Here is a 20,280-nt window from a genome sequence, read left to right on the forward strand (position 1 = left end):
GGCCCTTAGGCCACGCCCACGGCGACCATCAGCATATCGAGCGCCTTGATGGCCACAAACGGCACCGCCACGCCGCCGAGACCGTACACCGCCAGATTGCGGGCGAGCAGGCTCGTCGGCGTGCCCTCGCGGTACTTCACGCCCCGCAGCGCCAGCGGAATGAGCGCCACGATGATGAGCGCGTTGTACAGGATGGCGGCCAGCATGGCTGAAGCCGGATTGGCCAGGTGCATGATGTTGAGCGCCTCGAGCCCCGGGTACAGCGGCACGAGCAGCGCTGGGATGACCGCGAAGTACTTCGCCAGGTCGTTGGCGATGGAGAAGGTGGTGAGGCTACCGCGGGTCATGAGCAGCTGCTTGCCGATGCGCACGATCTCGATGAGCTTGGTGGGCGAGGAATCCAGATCCACCATGTTGCCGGCCTCCTTCGCCGCCTGGGTGCCGGAGTTCATGGCCACGGCCACGTCGGCCTGGGCGAGCGCCGGGGCGTCGTTGGTGCCGTCGCCGGTCATGGCCACGAGATGCCCCTCGGCCTGATAGCGGCGGATGGCCGCCAGCTTCGCCTCGGGCGTCGCCTCGGCGATGAAGTCGTCCAGCCCCGCCTCGGCGGCGATGGCCGCGGCCGTGAGGGGGTTATCGCCGGTGACCATGACCGTCTTGATGCCCATGGCGTGCAAATCGGCGAAGTTCTCGCGAATGCCCGACTTGATGATGTCCTTCAGATGGATGACCCCGAGCACGCGCCCGTCGCGCGCCACCACGAGCGGCGTGCCGCCGGAGCGCGCCACCTCGTCGGCCAGCGCCGCCGCCTGGGCGGGATAGGCGCCGCCGAGCCCTTCCACGTAGGCGCGCACCGCATCGGCCGCGCCCTTGCGAATCTCGTGGCCGCCGAAATCGACCCCGCTCATGCGCGTCTGGGCCGTGAAAGGAACCACGGAAAAGCCGGCGCCCGACAACGTGCGCTCGCGAATGCCGAAGCGCTCCTTGGCGAGCACGACCACGGAACGGCCCTCGGGCGTCTCGTCGGCCAAGCTCGCCAACTGGGCCGCATCGGCCAAGTCGCGCTCATCGACGCCGTTCACCGGCAGGAAGGCCGCGGCCTGGCGGTTGCCGAGCGTGATGGTGCCCGTCTTGTCGAGCAAGAGCACGTCCACATCTCCCGCCGCCTCCACGGCTCGCCCGCTCGTGGTCAGCACGTTGGCCGCGTTCAGGCGACTCATGCCGGCGATGCCGATGGCCGACAGCAGCGCGCCGATGGTGGTGGGCGCCAGGCACACGAACAGGGCCACGAGCGAGGTGATGCCGAGGGGGTTGGCCTCGCCGGCACCCTCGGCCGTGAAGGAGCCGAAGGCGTACAGCGCGAAGGTGACGACGAGGAACACGAGCGTCAGCGCGATGAGCAAAAGCTCAAGCGCCTGCTCGTTGGGAGTCTTCTTGCGGGCCGCCGACTCCACCATGGCGATCATCTGGTCGAGGAAGCTCGCGCCGGCCTCGGCCGCCACGCGGGCCACAAGCCAGTCCGACAGCACGGTGGTACCGCCCGTGAGCGCCGAGCGATCGCCGCCGCTCTCGCGCACCACCGGAGCCGATTCGCCCGTAATAGCGCTCTCGTCCACACTCGCAGCCCCCATGAGGATCTCGCCGTCGGCCGGCACCTGCTCGCCGGCACGCACCACGTACACCTGACCGCGCTTGAGCGACGCCGAGTTCACCGCCTGGGCGCGGGCGACGAGCGCGGCAAGGGCGTCGTCGGCATCGGCAGCTTCGGCGAGCACGGCCTCTTCCACCACGAGCGCCTCCACATCGCGCTTCGCGCTGCGCAGGGCATCGGCCTGGGCCTTGCCGCGACCCTCGGCCAGCGACTCGGCGAAATTGCCGAACAGCACCGTCGCCCACAAAATGAGGCAGATGGCGACGATGTAGCCGCTCGGCGCGTCGGCGATGCCCGCCAACGACAGGCAGAACAGCGCCGTGGTCAGGCACGCCGACAGGTACACCATGAACATAACGGGATTCTTCGCCTGGCAGCGCGGCGCCAGCTTGGCAAAGGCATCGCGCACCGCCCGCTTCGTTTCCGTTTTCATACCTTCCCCACCTTACTTAGAGAACCGTCGTGAACTGCTCGGCCAGAGGACCGAGCGCCAGCGCCGGCAGCAGCGTGAGCGCGCCTACCAGCACGATGATGACCAGCAGCAACCCCACGAACAGGGGGCTTGCCGTGGAAAGGGTGCCCGCACCGGACGGCTGGGGCTCGCGGGCGGCCAAGCTGCCCGCCAGAGCCAAAACCGCCGCCAGGGGCACAAGGCGTCCGAGCAACATTTCCACGCCGAGCACGCCGTTGACGAGCGGCGTGTTGGCCGCAAGGCCCGCCAGCGCGCTGCCGTTGTTGGCACCGGCCGAGGTGGCCGCGTACAGCAGGTCGCTGAAGCCGTAGGCGCCGCCTTGGCTCGTGGACACCGCACCGGTCGGCGCCAAGGCCAGCACCGTGGCAGCCGCCAAGATCACCAGCGCCGGGGAGACGACTGCCACCGTGGCCATGCGCATTTCCGCCGGGCCGATCTTCTTGCCCAGGTATTCTGGGGAACGGCCCACCATGAGGCTCGCGATGAACACCGTGAGCACGGCAAATCCCACCAGAGCCGCCAGGCCCGTGCCGACGCCGCCGCCCACGACCTCGCCGAGGCCCATGAGCACGATCGGCACCGCCACGCCGACGGGCGTCATGCCCGCCATCGAGGCATTGGTGGCGCCGGTGGCCGTGGCCGTGGTCAGCACGGCCCACAGAGCCGAGGGCCCGACACCGATGCGGCACTCCTTGCCCTCCATGTTGCCGGCCGACTGGCCCAAGTCACCCACGTACACCGCGCCGTCGGCGGCCAGCTGCGGCGTCGCGGCAGTCTCAGCCGCCACCACGGCCACGAGCGCCACGCCGAGAAGCACCAGCACCGCGGCCATGAGCGCCCGGCCTTGGCGGCGATCCCCCACCATGCGCCCGAAGGCCAGCACGAGCGCGAAGGGAATGAGCGGCATGGCGGCGCACTGGAGGAAGTTCGTCAGCGGCGTGGGATTCTCCAATGCCGACGCGGAGTTCGCCCCGTTGAAGCCGCCGCCGTTGGTACCGAGCTGCTTGATGGCCACCTGCGATGCCTGGGGCCCGAGCGGCACGACGGCCTCGGTCACCTCCCGCACTGCCGCCGGATCGTCGGCCGCAACCACATTGCCCTGGGCATCTATCGCCACCGGCTCCAGCAGCTGCACGGTCTCGTACCCCTCGAAGGTCTGGGGCGTTCCCTGCCACAGCCCGACAAGGGACAGCGCAAGCGCCAGGGGAAGCAGCACGTAGAGCACTGCGCGCACCACGTCGACGAAGAAGTTCCCCAGCTTCCCGGTACCGTGGGCCGCTAGGCCCCGCAACAGCGCGAAGGCTGCGGCAAGCCCTACCGCCGGCGAGAGGAAGTTCTGCACTGCAAGACCTGCGGCCTGGGAGAAGTAGCTGAGGCGCGTCTCGCCGGCCACCGGCTGCCAGTCGGTGTTCGTCACGAAGCTGGCCGCCAGATTGAACGCCGTATCGGCGGGAAGGCCCGCGCAGCCCTCGGGATTCCAGGGCAGGCGCCCCTGTCCCATGAGGATGGCCGTAAGGCCCGCGAAGCAGACCGCCGTGAACAGAAGCGCACTCACAAGAAAGCGCCTCCAGCCCATGGAGTCCTCTTCGCGCACGCCCATGAGGCGGCACGCGGCGCGCTCCACCGGCCCCAGCACGCGACGGGCCGGGGTCAGGCGCCCCTCCATCACGTTCACCAGATAGCCCGAGAGCGGTATCGCGCAAGCCAGCACGAGAGCCACAAGCGCCGCTGCCTGCAACAGCGCCGAAGTCACTGCCGCGCCCATCACCGATCGCCTCCCCGCAGCAGCAAGGCTGCTAGGTACACCATCGCGGCCAGCGCGCACGCTCCCACGATTGCCGTTACCACCGTCATGTCTCGCCCTTGTCTCTTCCAGCCCCGCCAGGGGCTTTTGCCATGCCCGGTGCGGATGGCGATAAAGCGCCGGGCCTTCCGCACCTGATAGAAACAAGCATAGGCAGAGGCGAATAAACGCGCCGTTAAGGTTTTCGCTCAGGTATTAAGATGGTATTAAGACAAGGCCCTCACAAGGGTCGGGGAGGGGAAGGGGTCTCGGCGGACGTCTGAGCGCCCTCCGGAAAACGCGGCTCATAAGAAGCAGATTCTACTTCAGCAGCAGCGATGCGGGGATGGTACCGACCTGCGTGCGCCATCTTCTCTGCTTCGCTTGCCGCGTTTGGAGGAGGACAAGCGCGAAGTCGGCCGCCGAGACCCCTTCCCCTCCCCGGCCCCCAGGCGACTCCCCTAGTAGGGCTGCTCCAGATCGCCTTGGGCGAGGGCGTCAGTGGAAAGGGGCGAGAAGGCGCCGGCGCGGTAGCGATCCAGCGCCACTTCCGCGATCATGCCGGCGTTGTCGCCGCAGGAGGCGAGCGGAGGCATCACGAGGCGCACCCCCTCCTCGGCGCACATCTTCTCGTAGGCCTGCCGCAGGGCAGGATTCGCCGCCACGCCGCCGCCGAGGCAGAAGGTAGGTGCGCCGGTCTCGCGCAGAGCCGTGCGGGCCTTGGCCACCTGCACGTCCACCACGGCCGCCTCGAAGCTCGCGCAGATGTCGGGTACGTTCAGCGCACGTCCGGCCGCTCGCTCGTTGTTGATGTAGGTGACCACGGCGGTCTTCAAGCCCGAGAGCGAGAAGCTGAAGTCCCCCGAGTGCAGCATGGCCCGGGGGAAGGGAATGGCAGCAGGATCGCCCTCGGCCGCGAACTTCGATACCACCGGGCCGCCGGGGTACCCCAATCCGAGCGCCTTGGCCACTTTGTCGAAGGCCTCGCCCACCGCGTCGTCGATGGTGGCGCCGAGCACCTTGTAGTCGCCCCAACCGGCCATGGACACGAGCAGCGTGTTGCCGCCTGACACGAGCGACACCACCGCCGGCGGCGCGAAGTCGGGCAGGCCGATCTTGTTAGCGTAGAGGTGCCCTTCCAAATGGTTCACCACGATGAAGGGGATGTCGGCCCCCCAGGCCGCCCCCTTGGCGAAGGCCACCCCCACCACGAGCGCTCCCACGAGCCCCGGCGCATAGGTGACGGCCACTGCATCCAAGTCGCGCCACCGCACCGACGGGCGCGCGAGGCTCGCGGCGGCAGCATCGAGGGCTTCATCGCATACGCCGCAGATGGCCTCGATATGCTTGCGGCTGGCGATCTCGGGCACCACGCCGCCAAAGCGGGCGTGGAAGTCCACCTGGCTCGCCACGACATCGCTGCGCAGCACGCCGGCGCCGTCGATGACGGCGGCCGCCGTCTCGTCGCACGACGACTCAATGGCCAAAATGAGCGGGCGGGCAACCTCGCAAGCGCCCGCCGCCCCGTCGGCACCCTGGGTGCACGGCCCGTTCGGCACGGCGGCCAAGGTCACTGTCGGCAGCGGGCCCGCCATAATGACGGCATCCTCTCCGTCGGAATAGTAGCGCGGGCGCTTCCCCGCCACAGTCAGGCCGAGAGCCCCGTAGAGCGCCTGGGCGCCCGCGTTGGCCGTGCGCACTTCCAGCGAGCAGGTGCGGGCCCCCAGGTTGCGCGCGTCGTCGGCCACACGGGCCAGCAAGGCACGCGCGATGCCGTGGCGGCGCCAAGCGGGATCCACCCCCACCTTCAGGATCTGCACGTCGCCGTCCACTACCCAGCCGCCGGCATAGCCCACCAAGGGCGCGTCGGCCGTAAGCGGCATCTTCGGGTCGGCGGCGTAGGCGGCCCACCACACGCGGTCGGATCGTCCCAGCTCGTCGAGCACCAGGGCCTCGCTCCATGCGTCGGTGCCCATCACCGCGGCCTCCAGGGCCGCCACGTCGGCTCCGTGGCGCGCGTCGAGGGGCTTGTAGGCAATGCCCTCGCCGTTGGCCCGGGCGTTGGCGATGGCCGTGTCGTTCATGGTCACATGCTTGCTGCCGCGCTTGCCCGCCAGGGCGTCGTCGGCCCGGGCCAGGCGCTGCCGCTCGTTCTCCTCGGCGTCGGACAGGCGCGTGTACACCGGCAGTAGCAGACCGGGATCGTGCCGGCACGCGTCGAGGGGGTCGCACTGTCCCGCCCGCCAGGCCGCCTGCACCGCCTGCAGCAGGCCGCGGCCCGTCGGCGCCCACCGGTCCTCGGGCGCGAAGGGGCCCGCGCCGGCGAACAAGTCGCCGTACTTGCGCAGTCCGTCGCCGGCAACGAAATCCGCCGGGCCGCCCGCGGCCAGCTCTTCGGCGGCCTCGGCAGCCTTCACCACCCGGTCGGCCGTCAGGCGCACGGCGCCGCCATCGGTCAGCGAGAAGCGCACGGGGTACACCTCCCGGCGCATGGCGTCGGCCACCACCGCACCGGTGCCGCGCAGACCCGCGTCCCACAGGCCCCACGCCACGGCATCCAAGGAAGAGACCCCCACAAGGGCGGCGCCCAGGGCGCTCGCAATGCCCTTGGCCGTGGCGAGGGCGATGCGCACGCCGGTAAACGACCCCGGTCCGCGGCCCACGGCCACGCAGGCGATCTCGTCGCGGACCGCGCCCGCTTCGGCGCACAGGCGATCGATGCGGGGAACAAGCTGAGTGTTCGAGGCCCGCCGCGCCTCCACTTCCGCCGAGGCCACGACCGTCACCGCGGACCTGTCGGCATCGAGCAGCCCGAGCCCCAGGGCAATGACCTCGTTGGCGGTGTCGAAAGCGAGAACGAAGGAGCGCACAGCTGTACTCACGGAAACCTCTTCCATGCCGTATCGGTATTTCGTTCCGGTATTGTACCGCAGCCCTCGCGGCCCGCCGAGCGGCACGGGCCGCGACGCGCGACTGCCGACGCGAGATGCAAAAAAATGACGGTTGAGCGAGTTCGTCTGCGACCACAAGCATGCTCGAGCGAGGTTTTGGCCCGGAAAGGGAGGCGCGCCGGCCCCCTCGGCTCGCGAAAACGTCATTTCCCGCATCTCGCGGCACTTGGCTCGCCGCAGGCGAAACACAGGACAGCAGCCGGCGGCACAGGTGCCTAGAGCTTGCACTTCCCCAGACGCGCCTTGGAGTCGTTGGCCCACACGCACAGAAGCTGACGAGCGCGGCTGCCGTAGGAATGGGCCACGATACGGCGAGACTCGTCGGACTCAACGGTGACAGTCAGCTCCAGGTAGTCGTAGGGCATGTCCTCGGGGAACTTCTCGGCCCATTCCACGAAGGCCACTCCGTCGCCGTCGCCGTCGATGGCGCTGTAGTAGTCGATGTCCTCCAGCTGGAAACGATCGTCCAGCCGGTACAGATCATAATGGCGCACGGGAATGCGGCCCTCGCCGTATTCCAGCAGAATGTTGAAGGTGGGGCTCGTGACCGGCGAGCGCACGCCGAGGGCGGCGGCCACCCCCTGCACGAACTGGGTCTTACCGGCGCCCAAGTCGCCATCGAGCACCACCACATCGCCCGGATGCAGGTAGGGCGCCAATGTGGAGGCGAGCTGCTTGGTCGCCTCGGGGGTGGAAGTGGTGCGCTGGTATGTCAGTCCGTTTGCCATGGCCCTATCTTACGGCTCGCGCCCCATAGCGCAAGTCCCGCCAGGGCAAACGCGCAAAACCCGACCGAATTACCCATATTCCTTACGATTTCTTAGGCTGGGGACCCCACAGCGGTTCTGGCCGAGAAGACCGGTGCCGCCTCCGCCAGACGGCACGCCGTTCCCGCTCGTACCCGCTTGCCCGCGCGGTGCCCCGGGAAAGCTACTTCGCGGACTTGGTGCGGTGGCAGGCGTACATGGTCGCGCCTACGAGCACGCCGCCCACGATGTTGCCGAGCGTGACGGGAATGAGGTTCGCCGCGATGAAGTCCCCGAAGGTGAGCAGGGCCGTGTTGATGCCGGCCGCGTCGATCATACCGGTGTAGGCCGGGTTCATATAGGCGAAGATGCCCGCCGGCACATAGTACATGTCGGCCACGCAGTGCTCGAAGCCGGCCAGCACAAACCCCATGATGGGGAAGAAGATGCCGAGGATGCGGCCTGCGGTGTCCTGGGCGGTGTTGGCCTGGTACACCGCGATGCACACCATGAGGTTGCAGAAGATGCCCAGCACGAAGGCGTTCGCCCACGGCAGCCCGTTCTTTGCGGCCGCCACCTTGGCCGTGTACACGGCCAAGTCGCCCCCGCCGATGTTCAGCTGGCCGAAGAACGCCATGCAGGCGGCCAGAAGCACCGCGCCCACGAGGTTGCCGGCGAACACGATGCCCCAATTGCGCAGCAGACGCCCCCAGGTGATGCGGCCGTCCAGCGCCGCCGTGATCATAAGGGCGTTGCCCGTGAACAGCTCGGTGCCCATGAGGATGACCATCATGAGTCCCACGGGGAAGATGAGGCCCGATACGAGGCGCACCATGCCGGCGTTGTCGAGGGCGTGGGCCGCCGTGGAGGAGGTGACGCCGCCTAGGCCGATGAGCAGACCCGCGGCCACGGCGAGGACGAACAGGCGCCACGCCGGCGATTCCGCCTTTCCCACCGAAGCCTTCATGTAGTTGTCGGTGATCTCGGTGGGCGTGAAGATGGGCATGGTCGCTCTCCTTCTCGTGAATGTCAGTGAAAGACATATCATTTCACGAGAAAGCCTCTGACGCTGCGTCATCATTGCGCCAATCGGCTGACGGCACGACCTCCTTTGTCTTTTCCCGCAATTCCCATCCAACTTAGCACGGCGAATGCGAAGATGCGGGCACTGTTTCCAAAAGCGCCTCCATACAGGTGCTTCCCCATTTTATGGGAAGCACTCCGAGCAAAACTATCCCCATTCCATGGGAAGCGCGAGCCGGCTTCATGGGCCATGATGATCACTGGCAAGAGACGTTCGGGCACCGCAGCCCGCGTCCAAGAAACAGTGCAAGGAGGGACTCATGCAGACCATGGATCGCAGAATGTTCATCAAAGGCGGCATCGGCGCAGCGGCCGGAACCGCCCTGCTCGCAGTGGCGGGGTGCGCCCCATCCGCCACTGCGAGCGGGAAATTGGCCGACACCGCAAACGACGAGCTTCCCGCCGACCTCAAGGAGAGCGACTTCGATTTCAGCATCGTAGAGCGCGAGCCGATCGCCGAGTTCGCCGCCGAGGAAACCTACGACATCGTCGTAGTAGGCGCGGGCTGCGCCGGCGTGCCCGCCGTACTTACCGCCGTGGAAGAGGGCGCAAAGGTAGCCTGTCTCCAGAAAGAGGCCGTGGTGTCCGCCAATGGCAACGGTTGCTCCTTCGTCGCGAAAGAGCACTCCACCCCCGCCGGCATCAAGCGCTGGCGCAGCGACTGGGCCCGCCTCAACGACTGGAGGATCAACAACGACTTGTTCGACTACTATGTGGAATATGCCGAGGAAGCCGTGCCGTGGGTGATATCCCAGGGCCGCTCCGTCGGCATCGAGCCCATCGAGTTCCTCACCGACAGCTCCATCCGCTACGATGACGGCAGCGTTGTCGCCGTTTGCGACGCGACCCAAGCCTCGAATCAGGACCTCATGACCGCTCTCGCCCAAAAGGCAGCCGACGGCGGTGCCACGTTCTACTACGAAACCCCCTGCGTGCAGCTCGTCCAGGAAGAGGACGGCACCATCACCGGCGCCATCGGCAAGCAAAAAGACGGCACCTATGTGAAGCTCACCGCCACAAAGGGCGTAGTGCTGGCCGCCGGCGATTACATGAACAACGAGTCTATGGTGGATCGGAACATGCGCGATGCGTCCATGTTCCCCCTCTGCCTGGTCAACCACACAGGCGACGGGCACATCCTCGGCATTCTGGCAGGCGGGCGCATGGCACCGCTCGGACACGCCCGGCAGATCCACACCAACTATATCGGCCCCTTCATGTTCTATCCCTTCCTGGCCCTCGATGTCAACGGCAAGCGCTTCTGCAACGAAACCATTCCGATGAGCAGCCTGAACATCTCCATGTCCGCCACCTACAAACCCGAGGATCGCGGCATCCACTACCGCATCTTCGACTCTAAGACCGAAGGCGCCGTGGAGGGCATCCCCGGCGTACCGCCGGTGGCCCTCGTAGGCGAGGGCAGCGCCTGGATGGATCCCGAAACGGTGGTGTCGGGGAATACCCTCGAGGAACTCTGCGAGGCGGCCGGCATTCCCGTCCAGGAGGGAGTGGCCAGCATCGAGCGATACAACGAGCTGTGCGCCAAGGGCACCGATGACGATTTCGGCGTGGCCGGATCCGACATGGCGGCCATAGACACTCCCCCGTTCTTCTGCATCAAGGGAGATGTGGGCATCTCGGGCATCAACGCCGGTATCATGGTGGACGACCGCTACCGAGTGACCGACGGCGAGGGCAATCCCATTCCCGGCCTCTACGCCGCCGGCATCCAGGCGGGCAACCCCTGCGGGGGCATCAACTGGAACATGCCGGGCGGCTTCTCGAACGCGCATATCTTCACCGCCGGACGCTACACCGTCATCCACGCGCTAACCGGGGACATGACACCCTCGAACCCGGCGAGCTTCGATTCTATCGCCGACTCCTTCATCGGGGAAGACGGCGGCTACGCCTGGGACAGCCCCGCTTGCGCCACGGCCATCTCGGTCTGGTAATCGACCACTTTTCGCCCTCCCCCCCCTGCGACCGGGCCCCTCAGCGGGCCCGGTCGCCTTTGTCCACAGCCTCGTTCACCATGTCGATGAGCTCTTGACGCGAGTGCACGCCGAGCTTTCGATAGAGGCTCTTTGCGTAGGTTTGGATGCTGTTCACCGACAGGAACAAGCGCTCGGCAATCTTTTTCTGGGTGTTACCGCGGTAGAGCAGCCCAAGCACTTCGCCCTCCCGCTCGCTCAAGCCATGTTCGTCGGCCAGAGCAGCGATAACCGCCGACACATCGATGGCACCCGCAAGGTACCCAGAGCGCGCGGGATCCGCACCGTCAAGGCGCAGTCGCACGAACCAGAGCATCCCCAGCGTCATGACAAAGGCCGTAACGAGCATGACGGCATTGACGACTGAATCCATCTGCGCGGAAGAGAGCCCGACAAGTCCGATGGCGTGAATGGCACAATCGACGGCAACGGTGAGCATGGGCGCGACAACCGCGGACTGCCACCAAGGAAGACCCCGCGCACGCATCCCCTCTTGAACCGCCACCCACAGCAGCATGATGGCCATGGGACGGCTCGGCAGGATCAAAGCTCGGCATAGGACGGCCAGCGGCGCATACAGCAGGGCGGTGCAATAGAGGCAGGCGATGCAGAGGATGAAGAAACCGAGCCACGGATAGCCCGCGCGACCCTGGCGCCATGCAGCGAATGCGCAGAGGCAAAAAGCCGGGTAGAGTCCAAGGGCGACGGCGCAATGGATCCACCCATCGGAAAACCACGTCTCACCCCGAGCCACCGACGAGAGGCTCATGAACGCCCCGCTTCCCAGCAGGTAGCACAGTAGAATGGCAGCCGCGAGCGCAGCAGCACGACCCGAAAGCGACGACGCAGGGCGTGGCGGAGACGGCGGCTCGGAATCACTGCGGCCGAGGCGGCCGAGAATCACCAGGAAGACACCGCCCAAGGCGGGCATGAGCGGGTTGGAGATCTCCCCGGTGGGCAGAGGATCCGTAAGCGCCACGATAGCCTCGCCGATCAGGAACGACAGGAACAGGGAGAGGGCGAGCACGACGGCGTTGTCCCGAGAAGACAAACGCCGCGATGCCCCCGCAAGGGCAACGGCGGCCACCACGCCATAGATCGCCATGATGGCGGGATAGGCGACCATCAGCCAAAGCGGTATCGCTCCGATATGAGCGCTGACAATGAGCGCGGCGCCGCAGGCAAGCAGCGCGGCGCCGGACCCAACGACAGCCATCGTGCTTCCGGCCACCCGCTCGGCCAGACCGTCACGAAGCGCTACGAGAACCCCGCCTGAAAGGGCCATCGTAACGAGCGTGACAACGCTGCTGGCGAATACAGGGGCCGCATCGTAGGAGGTATAGGATTCGGGCACTACGTTCGACGGGTAGGGAAACAGCACGAACAACGCCCAAAAGCAGGCGTAGGCCAACGCGAGCAGCAGGATGCGCAGCTTGTTCAACCTCTCTCCCCTCGAATCAGAACCGGTCGCGCGCGGCCCCAGGGGGGCCGCCACCATTATACCCGCTATCTGCCCCCAAGGGGCAAGGCTCGTTTCACGAGTCGTCCGCCCCTAGCGCTGCCCAGCCTCTGCCGCCTGCACCACATGGGCCATGGTAACCGTGGTGGTCACGCCGCCGAGGCCCCGGGGCACCGGCGTGATGGCGCCTTCGGGCCCCAGCACGGGCTCCACGGCGTCGAAGTCCACATCGCCGCAGAGGTTGCCCGCCTCGTCGAAGTTGATTCCCACGTCGAGCACCGTCTGGCCCGGCGCGAAGTACTCCGGCCCGAAAGCGCGGGCCCGGCCCGTGGCGCACACCACAATGTCGGCCTCGCGGGTGTGAGCCGCCGCGTCCTCGGTACGGGAATGGGCCAGGGTCACCGTGGCGTGGCGGGCCAACAGCATCATGGCCACAGGCCGCCCGATCACCAGGCTGCGGCCGAGCACCACCACCCGCTTGCCCTTAACGGGAATGCCGTAGAAGTCCAAGGTCTCCAGGCAGGCCCGGGCCGTGGCCGGGGGGAAGCCCTCCCCCGTATCGGCGAACACCCCGGCCAGCGATGCCGAGCCGATGCCGTCGATGTCCTTTTCCGGGGCCAGTCGATCGCACACGGCCCGCTCGTCCATGGAGGGGGGCAAGGGGCGGAACATGAGGCAGCCGTGGATGCCGTCGTCGGCGTTCACCGCGTCGATCACCGCTTCCAGCTCGCCTTGGGGGGCATCGGCCGGCAGCTCGAAGCGGCGCACGGCGAGCCCCAAGGCCTCGGCCCGCTTGCACGCGGTGCGCTCGTAGGACAGATCGTCCGGACGCACTCCCACCCGCACGATGGCCAGCGTCGGAGTCACGCCGACCGCGGACAGGCGCTCGATGCGGGGCGCCAGATCGTCAGCCAGGGCCGCCGACACTTCCTTGCCAGTGAGCAGCTTCGCCATTATCCCAGCCTCTCCACTACGTCGGCATACACATCGTCGGCCAGGGCGCTGCCAGCGGCGATGAGGTCCTCCATCTGCTCGCGATAGGCGGCGGCCCGGGCCTCGTCGTCCATGGAGCCGATGTTGATGCGCACGTTCAGGCTGGCCGCCAGAAGGGCCGCCTTGGCGAGCACCGCCCCGGCTCCGGCGTCGGACACGGCCAGCACCGAGCCGTGGCGGCCCAGGAACACGCAGGACTCGATTACCTGCACGCACTGGCGCATAATCTCCAGCGGCACCTCGCAGGCATCCACGAGGGCCACTTGCAGGGCCGCACGCTGAGCAGCGGTTTCCTCCTCGGTGCCGCGCGGCAGCCCGTAAGCGGCGGCCAAGGGCGCGAAGGCCTCGGCATCGGCATCGATGAGCTCCAAAAGGCGCAGGCGCGTGGCCTCCAATTCCAACAGTTCGGCCTGCACGCGCTCCTCCACGTCAGCGTACTTCTTTTTCCCCACGGTGAGGTTGCCCACCATGGAGGCCAGGGCACTCGCCAAGGCCCCCACGTAGGCGCTCGCCCCGCCCCCGCCCGGTGTGGGCGCCTTCGACGCCAGCGCCTCGATGAACTCGGTGTTTACCATATTCATTCCTCCCTCTGAGCAATTACGCACGGCCAGCGGCCGTCCATTCTAGCAACAAACAAGGCCCGCAACTTCACGTTGCGGGCCTTTCTTATAAATCTAAACACCCTAACCCACTGGTTCGCCCAAGGAAGTCAGCGAGGGTTCGACAGGTGCCTGGAATTGTGCCGAACCGCGGGCGAGCAGCCTTCGTGCTGCAAGGGAAAGCGGTGAGGCGCAAGGCCCGGTGCCTGTCGGAGCCGCAGCGGCAGCTGCGTTGGGTTGTTCCTAGAACAGCCCAACAATGGTGCCGTCTTCCAGCACGTCGATCTTGTGGGCCGCCGGCGCCTTGCCCAAACCCGGCATGGTCATAATGGAGCCGGTGAGCGCCACGATGAAGCCGGCACCGGCCGACACCTTCACCTGGCGCACCGTGACGGTGAAGTCGCGGGGAGCGCCCAGCTTCGTGGCATCGTCCGAGAACGAGTACTGGGTCTTGGCCATGCACACGGGCATGTCGCCGAAGCCCAGGGCCTCCAGCTGCGCGATCTCCTTCTGCGCGGCCGGCTCGAACACCACGCCGTCGGCCCGGTAGACGCGACGGGCAATGGCCTCGATCTTCTCGGCGATGGAAAGGTCGCTCTCATAGGAGAACGAGAACGTCTCGGCCGAGCGGCCGGCCGCGTCCCCACTCTCGCAGAGGGCCACCACCTCGTCGGCGAGCGCCAGGCCGCCCTCGCCGCCCTTGGCCCACACCTCGGACAGGGCCACGTTCACGCCCAGCTCGCGGCACTTGGCCTCCACCAGGTCCAGCTCGGCCTTGGTGTCGGTCGGGAAGGCGTTGATGGCCACCACGCAGGGCAGGTTGTACACATTCGTGATGTTCTCCACGTGCTGCAGCAGGTTCGGCAGACCCGCCTCCAGCGCTTCCAGGTTCTCCTCGTTCAGGTCGGCCTTGGCCACGCCGCCGTGGTTCTTGAGCGCGCGCACGGTGGCCACCACCACCACGGCATCGGGCGCGAGGCCGGCCAGGCGGCACTTGATATCGAGGAACTTCTCCGCGCCCAGATCGGCGCCGAAGCCGGCCTCGGTGACGCAGTAGTCGCCCAGCGCCATGGCCATGCGGGTGGCCATGATGGAGTTGCAGCCGTGGGCGATGTTGGCGAAAGGACCGCCGTGCACGAAGGCCGGGGTACCCTCCAGCGTCTGCACGAGGTTCGGCTTCAGGGCGTCCTTCAGAAGCGCGGCCATGGCGCCCTCGGCCTTCAGATCGTGGGCGGTGACCGGCTTGTCATCGTAGGTGTAGCCCACCACGATGCGGCCCAGGCGCTCCTTCAGGTCGGTGATGGAGGTAGCCAAGCAGAAGATGGCCATGACCTCGCTGGCCACGGTGATGTCGAAACCATCCTCGCGGGGCACGCCGTGGGCCTTGCCGCCGAGGCCGTCCACGATGTGGCGCAGCTGGCGGTCGTTCATGTCCACCACGCGCTTCCAGGTGATCTTGCGCACGTCGATGTTCAGCTCGTTGCCGTTCTGGATGTGCGCATCCAGAAGCGCGGCGAGCAGGTTGTTGGCAGCGCCGATGGCGTGGAAGTCGCCCGTGAAGTGCAGGTTGATGTCCTCCATGGGCACCACCTGGGCGTACCCGCCGCCGGCAGCGCCGCCCTTGATGCCGAACACGGGCCCGAGCGACGGCTCGCGCAGGGCCACGACCACGTTCTTGCCGCGCTGGGCCAGGGCATCGGCGAGCCCGACGGTGGTGGTGGTCTTGCCCTCGCCGGCCGGCGTGGGGTTGATGGCGGTCACCAGGATGAGCTTGCCCGGGGCGTGCTCCTCCTCGCGCAGCAGGTTGTAATCGACCTTGGCCTTGTAGTTTCCGTACAACTCGAGGTACTTCTCGTCGACGCCGGCGATGCGGGCGATCTCTCCAATGGGTTTCGGTTCGGTCGCCTGGGCAATTTCAATGTCGGTCAACACGTCGGGCCCTTCTTTCTCATGTCGCGGCGCCGGGAAACCCCGGTGCGCCTTTCCTCGTAGATGTGCCCTGCACGGGCGACCATCGGCCGCCGCCGGGGCACTCCCCCATTCTAGCGAGGCGCGCGGGCCTGAGGACGCCCGCATCCCCAAAGGGCGCAACTTCCCCGCATTACGGGCACCGTCACAGATGCCGATGGCCGCCCAATGCCCCCTACGCCTCGGCGCGAGCGGCGATGAGGCGCAGGCCTTCCAGGGTCAGCTCGGAGTTCACCGCGGTAATAGTGGACGAGTGCGGCGCCACCACCGGCGCCAGGCCCCCGGTGGCGATGACCGGGGCCTCGTAACCCAGCTGAGCGAAGATGCGGCGCACGAGGCCGTCTACCCGGTCGGCCTCGCCCAGCATGATGCCGGCCTGGATGGCCTCCACCGTGGAGGTGCCGATAACCTTGGGCGGCACTACCAAATCGATCACGGGAAGGCGCGCGCCGTGGGAGAACAGGGCATTGGCAGACGTCTGCACGCCTGGCGCGATCACGCCGCCGCGGAATCGGCCCTCGCTGTCGACAACCTCGATGTTGGTGGCCGTACCGAAGTCAACGACCACCACCGGCGCCCCGTACAGAACGCGCGCCGCCACCGCATCGGCCACGCGATCGGCGCCAATCTCGGCCGGGCGCGGATAATCGGCGTCGAACAGGCCCTCGGCCGTCTTCGCCGAGCACACCAGCGGCGTGGCTCCCGCAGCATCCTCCACCGCACGCACCCACGCCTGGGTAAGCGAGGGCACCACCGAGGCGACAGCTCCCGCCCTCACATCCTCGAAGGCAAGGCTTTCCAGGGAAAATAGCGACGAGAGCGCCACACGCAGCTCATCGGCGGTAGCAGTGCGGCTCGTAGCGATCCGCCACATAGATTCAAGGCTTTCACCAGCATAAACTCCGATGACGGTATGGGTGTTCCCTATGTCGATGGCAAGTAACATAATTATGACAATCTTTCTCAATTTTCCAGTAAACTGTGACACAGTGTTTATAGTGACACTGCACCTGATTATATCAAGGTTCAAACGATATGCCCCCAACGGGCAATCGTCGAGATGACGAGAGAAAGGCAAGACCCATGATTGAGACACCGAGCCGAATCCTTGTCGTTGACGACGAGCCGTCGATCACGGAGTTCGTAAGCTACGCGTTGAAGAAAGAAGGTTACGAGATCGACGTCGTCGACAATGGCGAAGACGCTTTCGCCCTGGCAAGCACGAACAACTACGATCTTTTCGTGCTCGATATCATGCTGCCGGGCATCGACGGCTACGAGCTGTGCCGCCGCCTGCGCTCGAAAACCACGGCGCCCGTGCTGTTCCTTTCCGCTCGCGATACCGAGCTGGACAAGGTGGTGGGCCTGGAAATCGGCGGAGACGACTACCTGGCCAAGCCCTTCGGCGTGCGCGAGCTCATCGCCCGCGTACGCGCCCTGCTTCGCCGCGGCCAAGGCGGCGAGTTCCCCGGGGCCTCCAATTCCATTACCGCCTCCGGTATCACGCTGGACGAGGACGCCCACACCGCCGCTGGCGATCACGGCGAGATCGACCTCACCCCGCGCGAGTTCGAGCTTTTGGCGAGCCTCATGAAGAGCGCCGGCAAGGTAGTTTCCCGCGAGGATCTGCTGCGCGACGCCTGGGGCTGGGAGTACCTCACCGAGACCAAGACGGTAGACACGCATATCAAGCGCCTGCGCGACAAGATCCACGCCGCCGGCTACGATCCGGCCCTCGTGGAGACTGTTCGCGGCTACGGCTACCGTTTCAAGGCTTAAGTTCGCCGCGAACATACCCCGCACCCAAGGAGGCTCCCACCGGGAGCCTCCTTCTTTGTTGTATCTCCCCGAGATCGGGCCGCGGGGTAATGCTCAGTCGCTCAGACAGTCCTCGCTCGGCAGAACAGGACGTTTAGTCCTGTTCTGTTCGCTGCGGAACTCGCTTGGTGAGCACCACCCCGCGTCCCTCTACGCTCAACCATAGCCGAGCAGGGCGCGGATGCGGAACTCGCTCGGTCGGAACACCCGCCGTCTCCTCTACGCTCATTCTCGGTTGAGCAGGCGGGGGACAGGGGGCGTGCCTCCACGCGCAGTTCCGCAGCGAACGGAAATGCCCGGTGGGCATTTCCGCCGAGCGAGGACTGTCTGAGCATGGAGGTATGTCCCTGGCCCCCGCCGGACGAGCCTACTTCACCACGGCGCGGACGGCATCGGCGCAGACGACGGCAGCCACGATTTTGCAGAAGTCCACCACCATGAAGGGGGCAACCGCGGTCAGAAATGCCGTGGCCAGATCCACCTGACCCACCGCCATATACTGGATGCAACCGCACGCATAGGCGATGGCCGTGAAGATGATGCCGGCGACTATATCAACGCCGAAGTTGCGCACGAACAGCACCGCACGACGACCCGGCGAGAGCGCGGCGACCTCGGCCCGCGTCAGCTTAGGCGCACCCTTGCCCCCGGCCACGCCGAGCTTCGTGCGCACCACGTACAGGAACAGCGCCGCAGCGGCCACACCGAGCAGATAGCCCCACAGAAAGCCGCCCGTCGGGCCGGCCAGCACGCCGATGCCCCCGCGCATGCCCGAGAACACCGGCACGCCCACGGCCCCTAAAAGCAGGTATCCCGCAATGGAGGCAATGGCCTCCTTGGGTGAGAGCACCACCACGGCGAAGGTGACGGCGAACATCTGCAGCGTGAAGGGAATCGGCCCCAAGGGCACCGTCACCCAAGCCGAGACGGCGATAATGGCGATCGCGAGGCCCACGAAGGCCACGGAGCGCGTGCGCGCGGAAGCGCTCGTTTTCGTACGTACTGTTTCCATAGTACTTCTCCTTTCGACAACAAGGAGATACTACGGCACGGCTTTGGAAGCCTCGCACGCGTTCCGCCCAAAGCGGCCAGAGGCATATGATTCAATAGTTTTTGTGCAACTGCACTAAAACTATCGCGCGTCCGTTATGCGAGCCGGTGCGCGACCCGTGTCCTGCAGGGCGGCTTTTCTACCGTGCGTACTTGCGAGCAAGGCGACGCAGACGCACCATTTCCCAACCGATGAACAAGGCCGTGGTGAAAATGGAGAGGAAATCGGCAATGGGCATGGCGAACAGAAGCGCATCCAGGCCATTGTACTGGGGCGCCACGGCAGGCAGCCACAACGGGATGACGTACAGAAGCGGCAGCAAAAACAGGATCTGGCGCGTCAGCGTGAGGAAGATCGACCTCGCTGGCTGACCGGTGGCCTGGAAGTAGTTCGCGCTCACGATCTGGAAGCCGACGAAGGGCAGCATGAGGAACTGCAGGTGTATGGCGAAGGCCGTGAAGTCCACCAAGCCATCGTGCTTGATACCGAACGCATGGGCAATGGGCGCGGCGAACAACTGCACGAGAGCGAACATGAGCAGCGAGATGGCCGTGGCCGCGCCAATGCCGTACCACAGCGTCTTGCGCACGCGATCCACCTTGTGAGCGCCGTAATTGAAGCCGAGCAGCGGCTGCAGGGCGATGGATATGCCCACGAGCGGCATGATGGAGAACTGCGCGATGCGCTGCACCACGCCGATGGTGGCAAGCGCATCGTCGGCACCGATAGGCGAGAGGGCGCCGTACTTCACCAACTGGAAGTTCAGCACGAAATTCACCGCCGCCATGCCGGCCTGCACGCAAAAGCTCGGGAAACCGTAGGCCACGATGGTGCCGTCCATGCGCGGGCGCAGCCCCATAGTGGACAGGCGCAGGCGCATAGGCACGTCGGCCCGACCGCAGAAGTACCACAGTACCGCCACGCAAGAGCAGCCCCAGCCGAGCACGGTGGCAAGGCCGCTGCCCGCTACACCCCAACCGAGCATGATGACGAACAGGAAGTTGAAGGCCACCGAGCTCACCAGACCGATGACCATAGTGCCGAGGGCTCGGTTGGGTGCCCCGCACGTGCGGATGAAATTGTTCACGCCCAGGCCGATGCATTGCAAAATGAAACCCGTGCAGATGATCTGGATGAACACCGTGGCGTGCGGGCGCACCTCGTCGGTGGCGCTCGAAAGGCTCAGCAGCCAATCGGTGGAGGCGGGAAACCATCCCAAAAAGGCCACGATCACGGCCATAACGAGACTGAGCGACACCACGTTGCCGAGCACGCGCTCGGCCTCCTCCCGCTTGCCCTCGCCCAAGCGAAGTGCGGCCAGCGCGTTGCCGCCGTTGCCCACGAGCATGGCGATGGCCATGAACACCACCATGATGGGATTGGCCACCGTCATGGCCGAAAGGCCGATCTCCCCCACGGCGTGGCCCAAAAACACCGAGTCGATGATGGCGTAGGAGCCGTTGATGAGCATGCCTACCACCGACGGAATAGCGAACTCCAAGATAAGCTTCGGAATGGAGGCGGAACCCATGCGCAGCACCTTGTCGTCGGCTGCCGAACGCGCCTCCAGCTTCTCGCCGCGCGGGGCGGAACCGCCCGCAGCGCCACCCTCTTTCCCCTGTGGGGAGAAGTGTCGGGCATCGTCGGGTTCTCGGCTCGTATGCTGCTCAGTCATGAATCGTGCCTTTCCTCATAAACCGAGCGCTATTGTA

Annotated in this window: 14 protein-coding genes; 2 read left to right on the forward strand and 12 right to left on the reverse strand. The window is 66.3% G+C overall.

Features of this window, described 5'->3' with window-relative positions; all coding sequences use genetic code 11:
• Positions 1-5: 5 nt before the first annotated feature.
• The 5 genes from kdpB to C811_RS09515 all read right to left on the reverse strand — a co-directional run bounded on the left by kdpB (position 6) and on the right by C811_RS09515 (position 8,609).
• A complete protein-coding gene (gene kdpB, locus C811_RS09495) occupies positions 6-2,084 on the reverse strand; it encodes a potassium-transporting ATPase subunit KdpB (RefSeq protein ID WP_016309347.1) in 2,079 nt (692 codons plus the stop codon).
• A gap of 16 nt (positions 2,085-2,100) precedes the next feature.
• Positions 2,101-3,888, reverse strand: coding sequence for a potassium-transporting ATPase subunit KdpA (gene kdpA, locus C811_RS09500; protein WP_016309348.1), 1,788 nt, complete (start codon positions 3,886-3,888; stop codon positions 2,101-2,103).
• 479 nt (positions 3,889-4,367) lie between these two features.
• Complete coding sequence (tsaD, locus tag C811_RS09505) at positions 4,368-6,788, reverse strand: tRNA (adenosine(37)-N6)-threonylcarbamoyltransferase complex transferase subunit TsaD (RefSeq protein ID WP_016309349.1); 2,421 nt, start codon at positions 6,786-6,788, stop codon at positions 4,368-4,370.
• A gap of 284 nt (positions 6,789-7,072) precedes the next feature.
• Positions 7,073-7,585: a tRNA (adenosine(37)-N6)-threonylcarbamoyltransferase complex ATPase subunit type 1 TsaE gene (tsaE, locus tag C811_RS09510; protein WP_016309350.1), complete on the reverse strand. Its 513-nt coding sequence runs from the start codon at positions 7,583-7,585 to the stop codon at positions 7,073-7,075.
• Between the two features lie 202 nt (positions 7,586-7,787).
• The gene (locus C811_RS09515; protein ID WP_016309351.1) at positions 7,788-8,609 is read right to left on the reverse strand and encodes a formate/nitrite transporter family protein; all 822 of its coding nucleotides are present in this window, start codon (positions 8,607-8,609) and stop codon (positions 7,788-7,790) included.
• A gap of 337 nt (positions 8,610-8,946) precedes the next feature.
• Between C811_RS09515 and C811_RS09520 the strand changes: the two genes are divergently transcribed.
• Complete coding sequence (locus tag C811_RS09520; protein ID WP_016309352.1) at positions 8,947-10,641, forward strand: FAD-dependent oxidoreductase; 1,695 nt, start codon at positions 8,947-8,949, stop codon at positions 10,639-10,641.
• 40 nt (positions 10,642-10,681) lie between these two features.
• On the opposite strand, the gene C811_RS09525 is transcribed toward C811_RS09520, so the two are convergent.
• The 5 genes from C811_RS09525 to C811_RS09545 all read right to left on the reverse strand — a co-directional run bounded on the left by C811_RS09525 (position 10,682) and on the right by C811_RS09545 (position 16,645).
• Positions 10,682-12,121 (reverse strand): helix-turn-helix transcriptional regulator, encoded by a 1,440-nt coding sequence (locus tag C811_RS09525; protein WP_198010024.1) that lies wholly within the window; start codon positions 12,119-12,121, stop codon positions 10,682-10,684.
• Positions 12,122-12,232: 111 nt separating this feature from the next.
• Complete coding sequence (locus tag C811_RS09530; protein WP_016309354.1) at positions 12,233-13,093, reverse strand: bifunctional 5,10-methylenetetrahydrofolate dehydrogenase/5,10-methenyltetrahydrofolate cyclohydrolase; 861 nt, start codon at positions 13,091-13,093, stop codon at positions 12,233-12,235.
• Positions 13,093-13,707 carry a cyclodeaminase/cyclohydrolase family protein gene (locus C811_RS09535; protein ID WP_016309355.1) on the reverse strand — a complete coding sequence of 205 codons (615 nt, stop codon included), beginning with the start codon at positions 13,705-13,707 and terminating at the stop codon, positions 13,093-13,095. Before C811_RS09535 ends, C811_RS09530 begins: the two co-directional genes overlap by 1 nt.
• A gap of 267 nt (positions 13,708-13,974) precedes the next feature.
• Positions 13,975-15,663 carry a formate--tetrahydrofolate ligase gene (locus C811_RS09540; RefSeq protein ID WP_016309356.1) on the reverse strand — a complete coding sequence of 563 codons (1,689 nt, stop codon included), beginning with the start codon at positions 15,661-15,663 and terminating at the stop codon, positions 13,975-13,977.
• Positions 15,664-15,874: 211 nt separating this feature from the next.
• Positions 15,875-16,645, reverse strand: a complete 771-nt coding sequence (locus C811_RS09545; protein ID WP_016309357.1) for a type III pantothenate kinase — start codon at positions 16,643-16,645, stop codon at positions 15,875-15,877.
• A gap of 137 nt (positions 16,646-16,782) precedes the next feature.
• Between C811_RS09545 and C811_RS09550 the strand changes: the two genes are divergently transcribed.
• Positions 16,783-17,478, forward strand: a complete 696-nt coding sequence (locus C811_RS09550; RefSeq protein WP_016309358.1) for a response regulator transcription factor — start codon at positions 16,783-16,785, stop codon at positions 17,476-17,478.
• A 406-nt stretch (positions 17,479-17,884) separates the two neighbouring features.
• Here the strand turns inward: C811_RS09550 and C811_RS09555 are convergent, their stop codons facing one another.
• Entirely contained in the window at positions 17,885-18,529 is a 645-nt protein-coding gene (locus tag C811_RS09555) for a biotin transporter BioY (protein WP_016309359.1), read from the reverse strand.
• Positions 18,530-18,707: 178 nt separating this feature from the next.
• Entirely contained in the window at positions 18,708-20,243 is a 1,536-nt protein-coding gene (locus tag C811_RS09560; RefSeq protein ID WP_016309360.1) for an MATE family efflux transporter, read from the reverse strand.
• Positions 20,244-20,280 lie beyond the last annotated feature (37 nt).

The sequence above is a fragment of the Adlercreutzia caecimuris B7 genome, assembly GCF_000403355.2.
In the GTDB taxonomy this organism is placed as follows: domain Bacteria; phylum Actinomycetota; class Coriobacteriia; order Coriobacteriales; family Eggerthellaceae; genus Adlercreutzia; species Adlercreutzia caecimuris.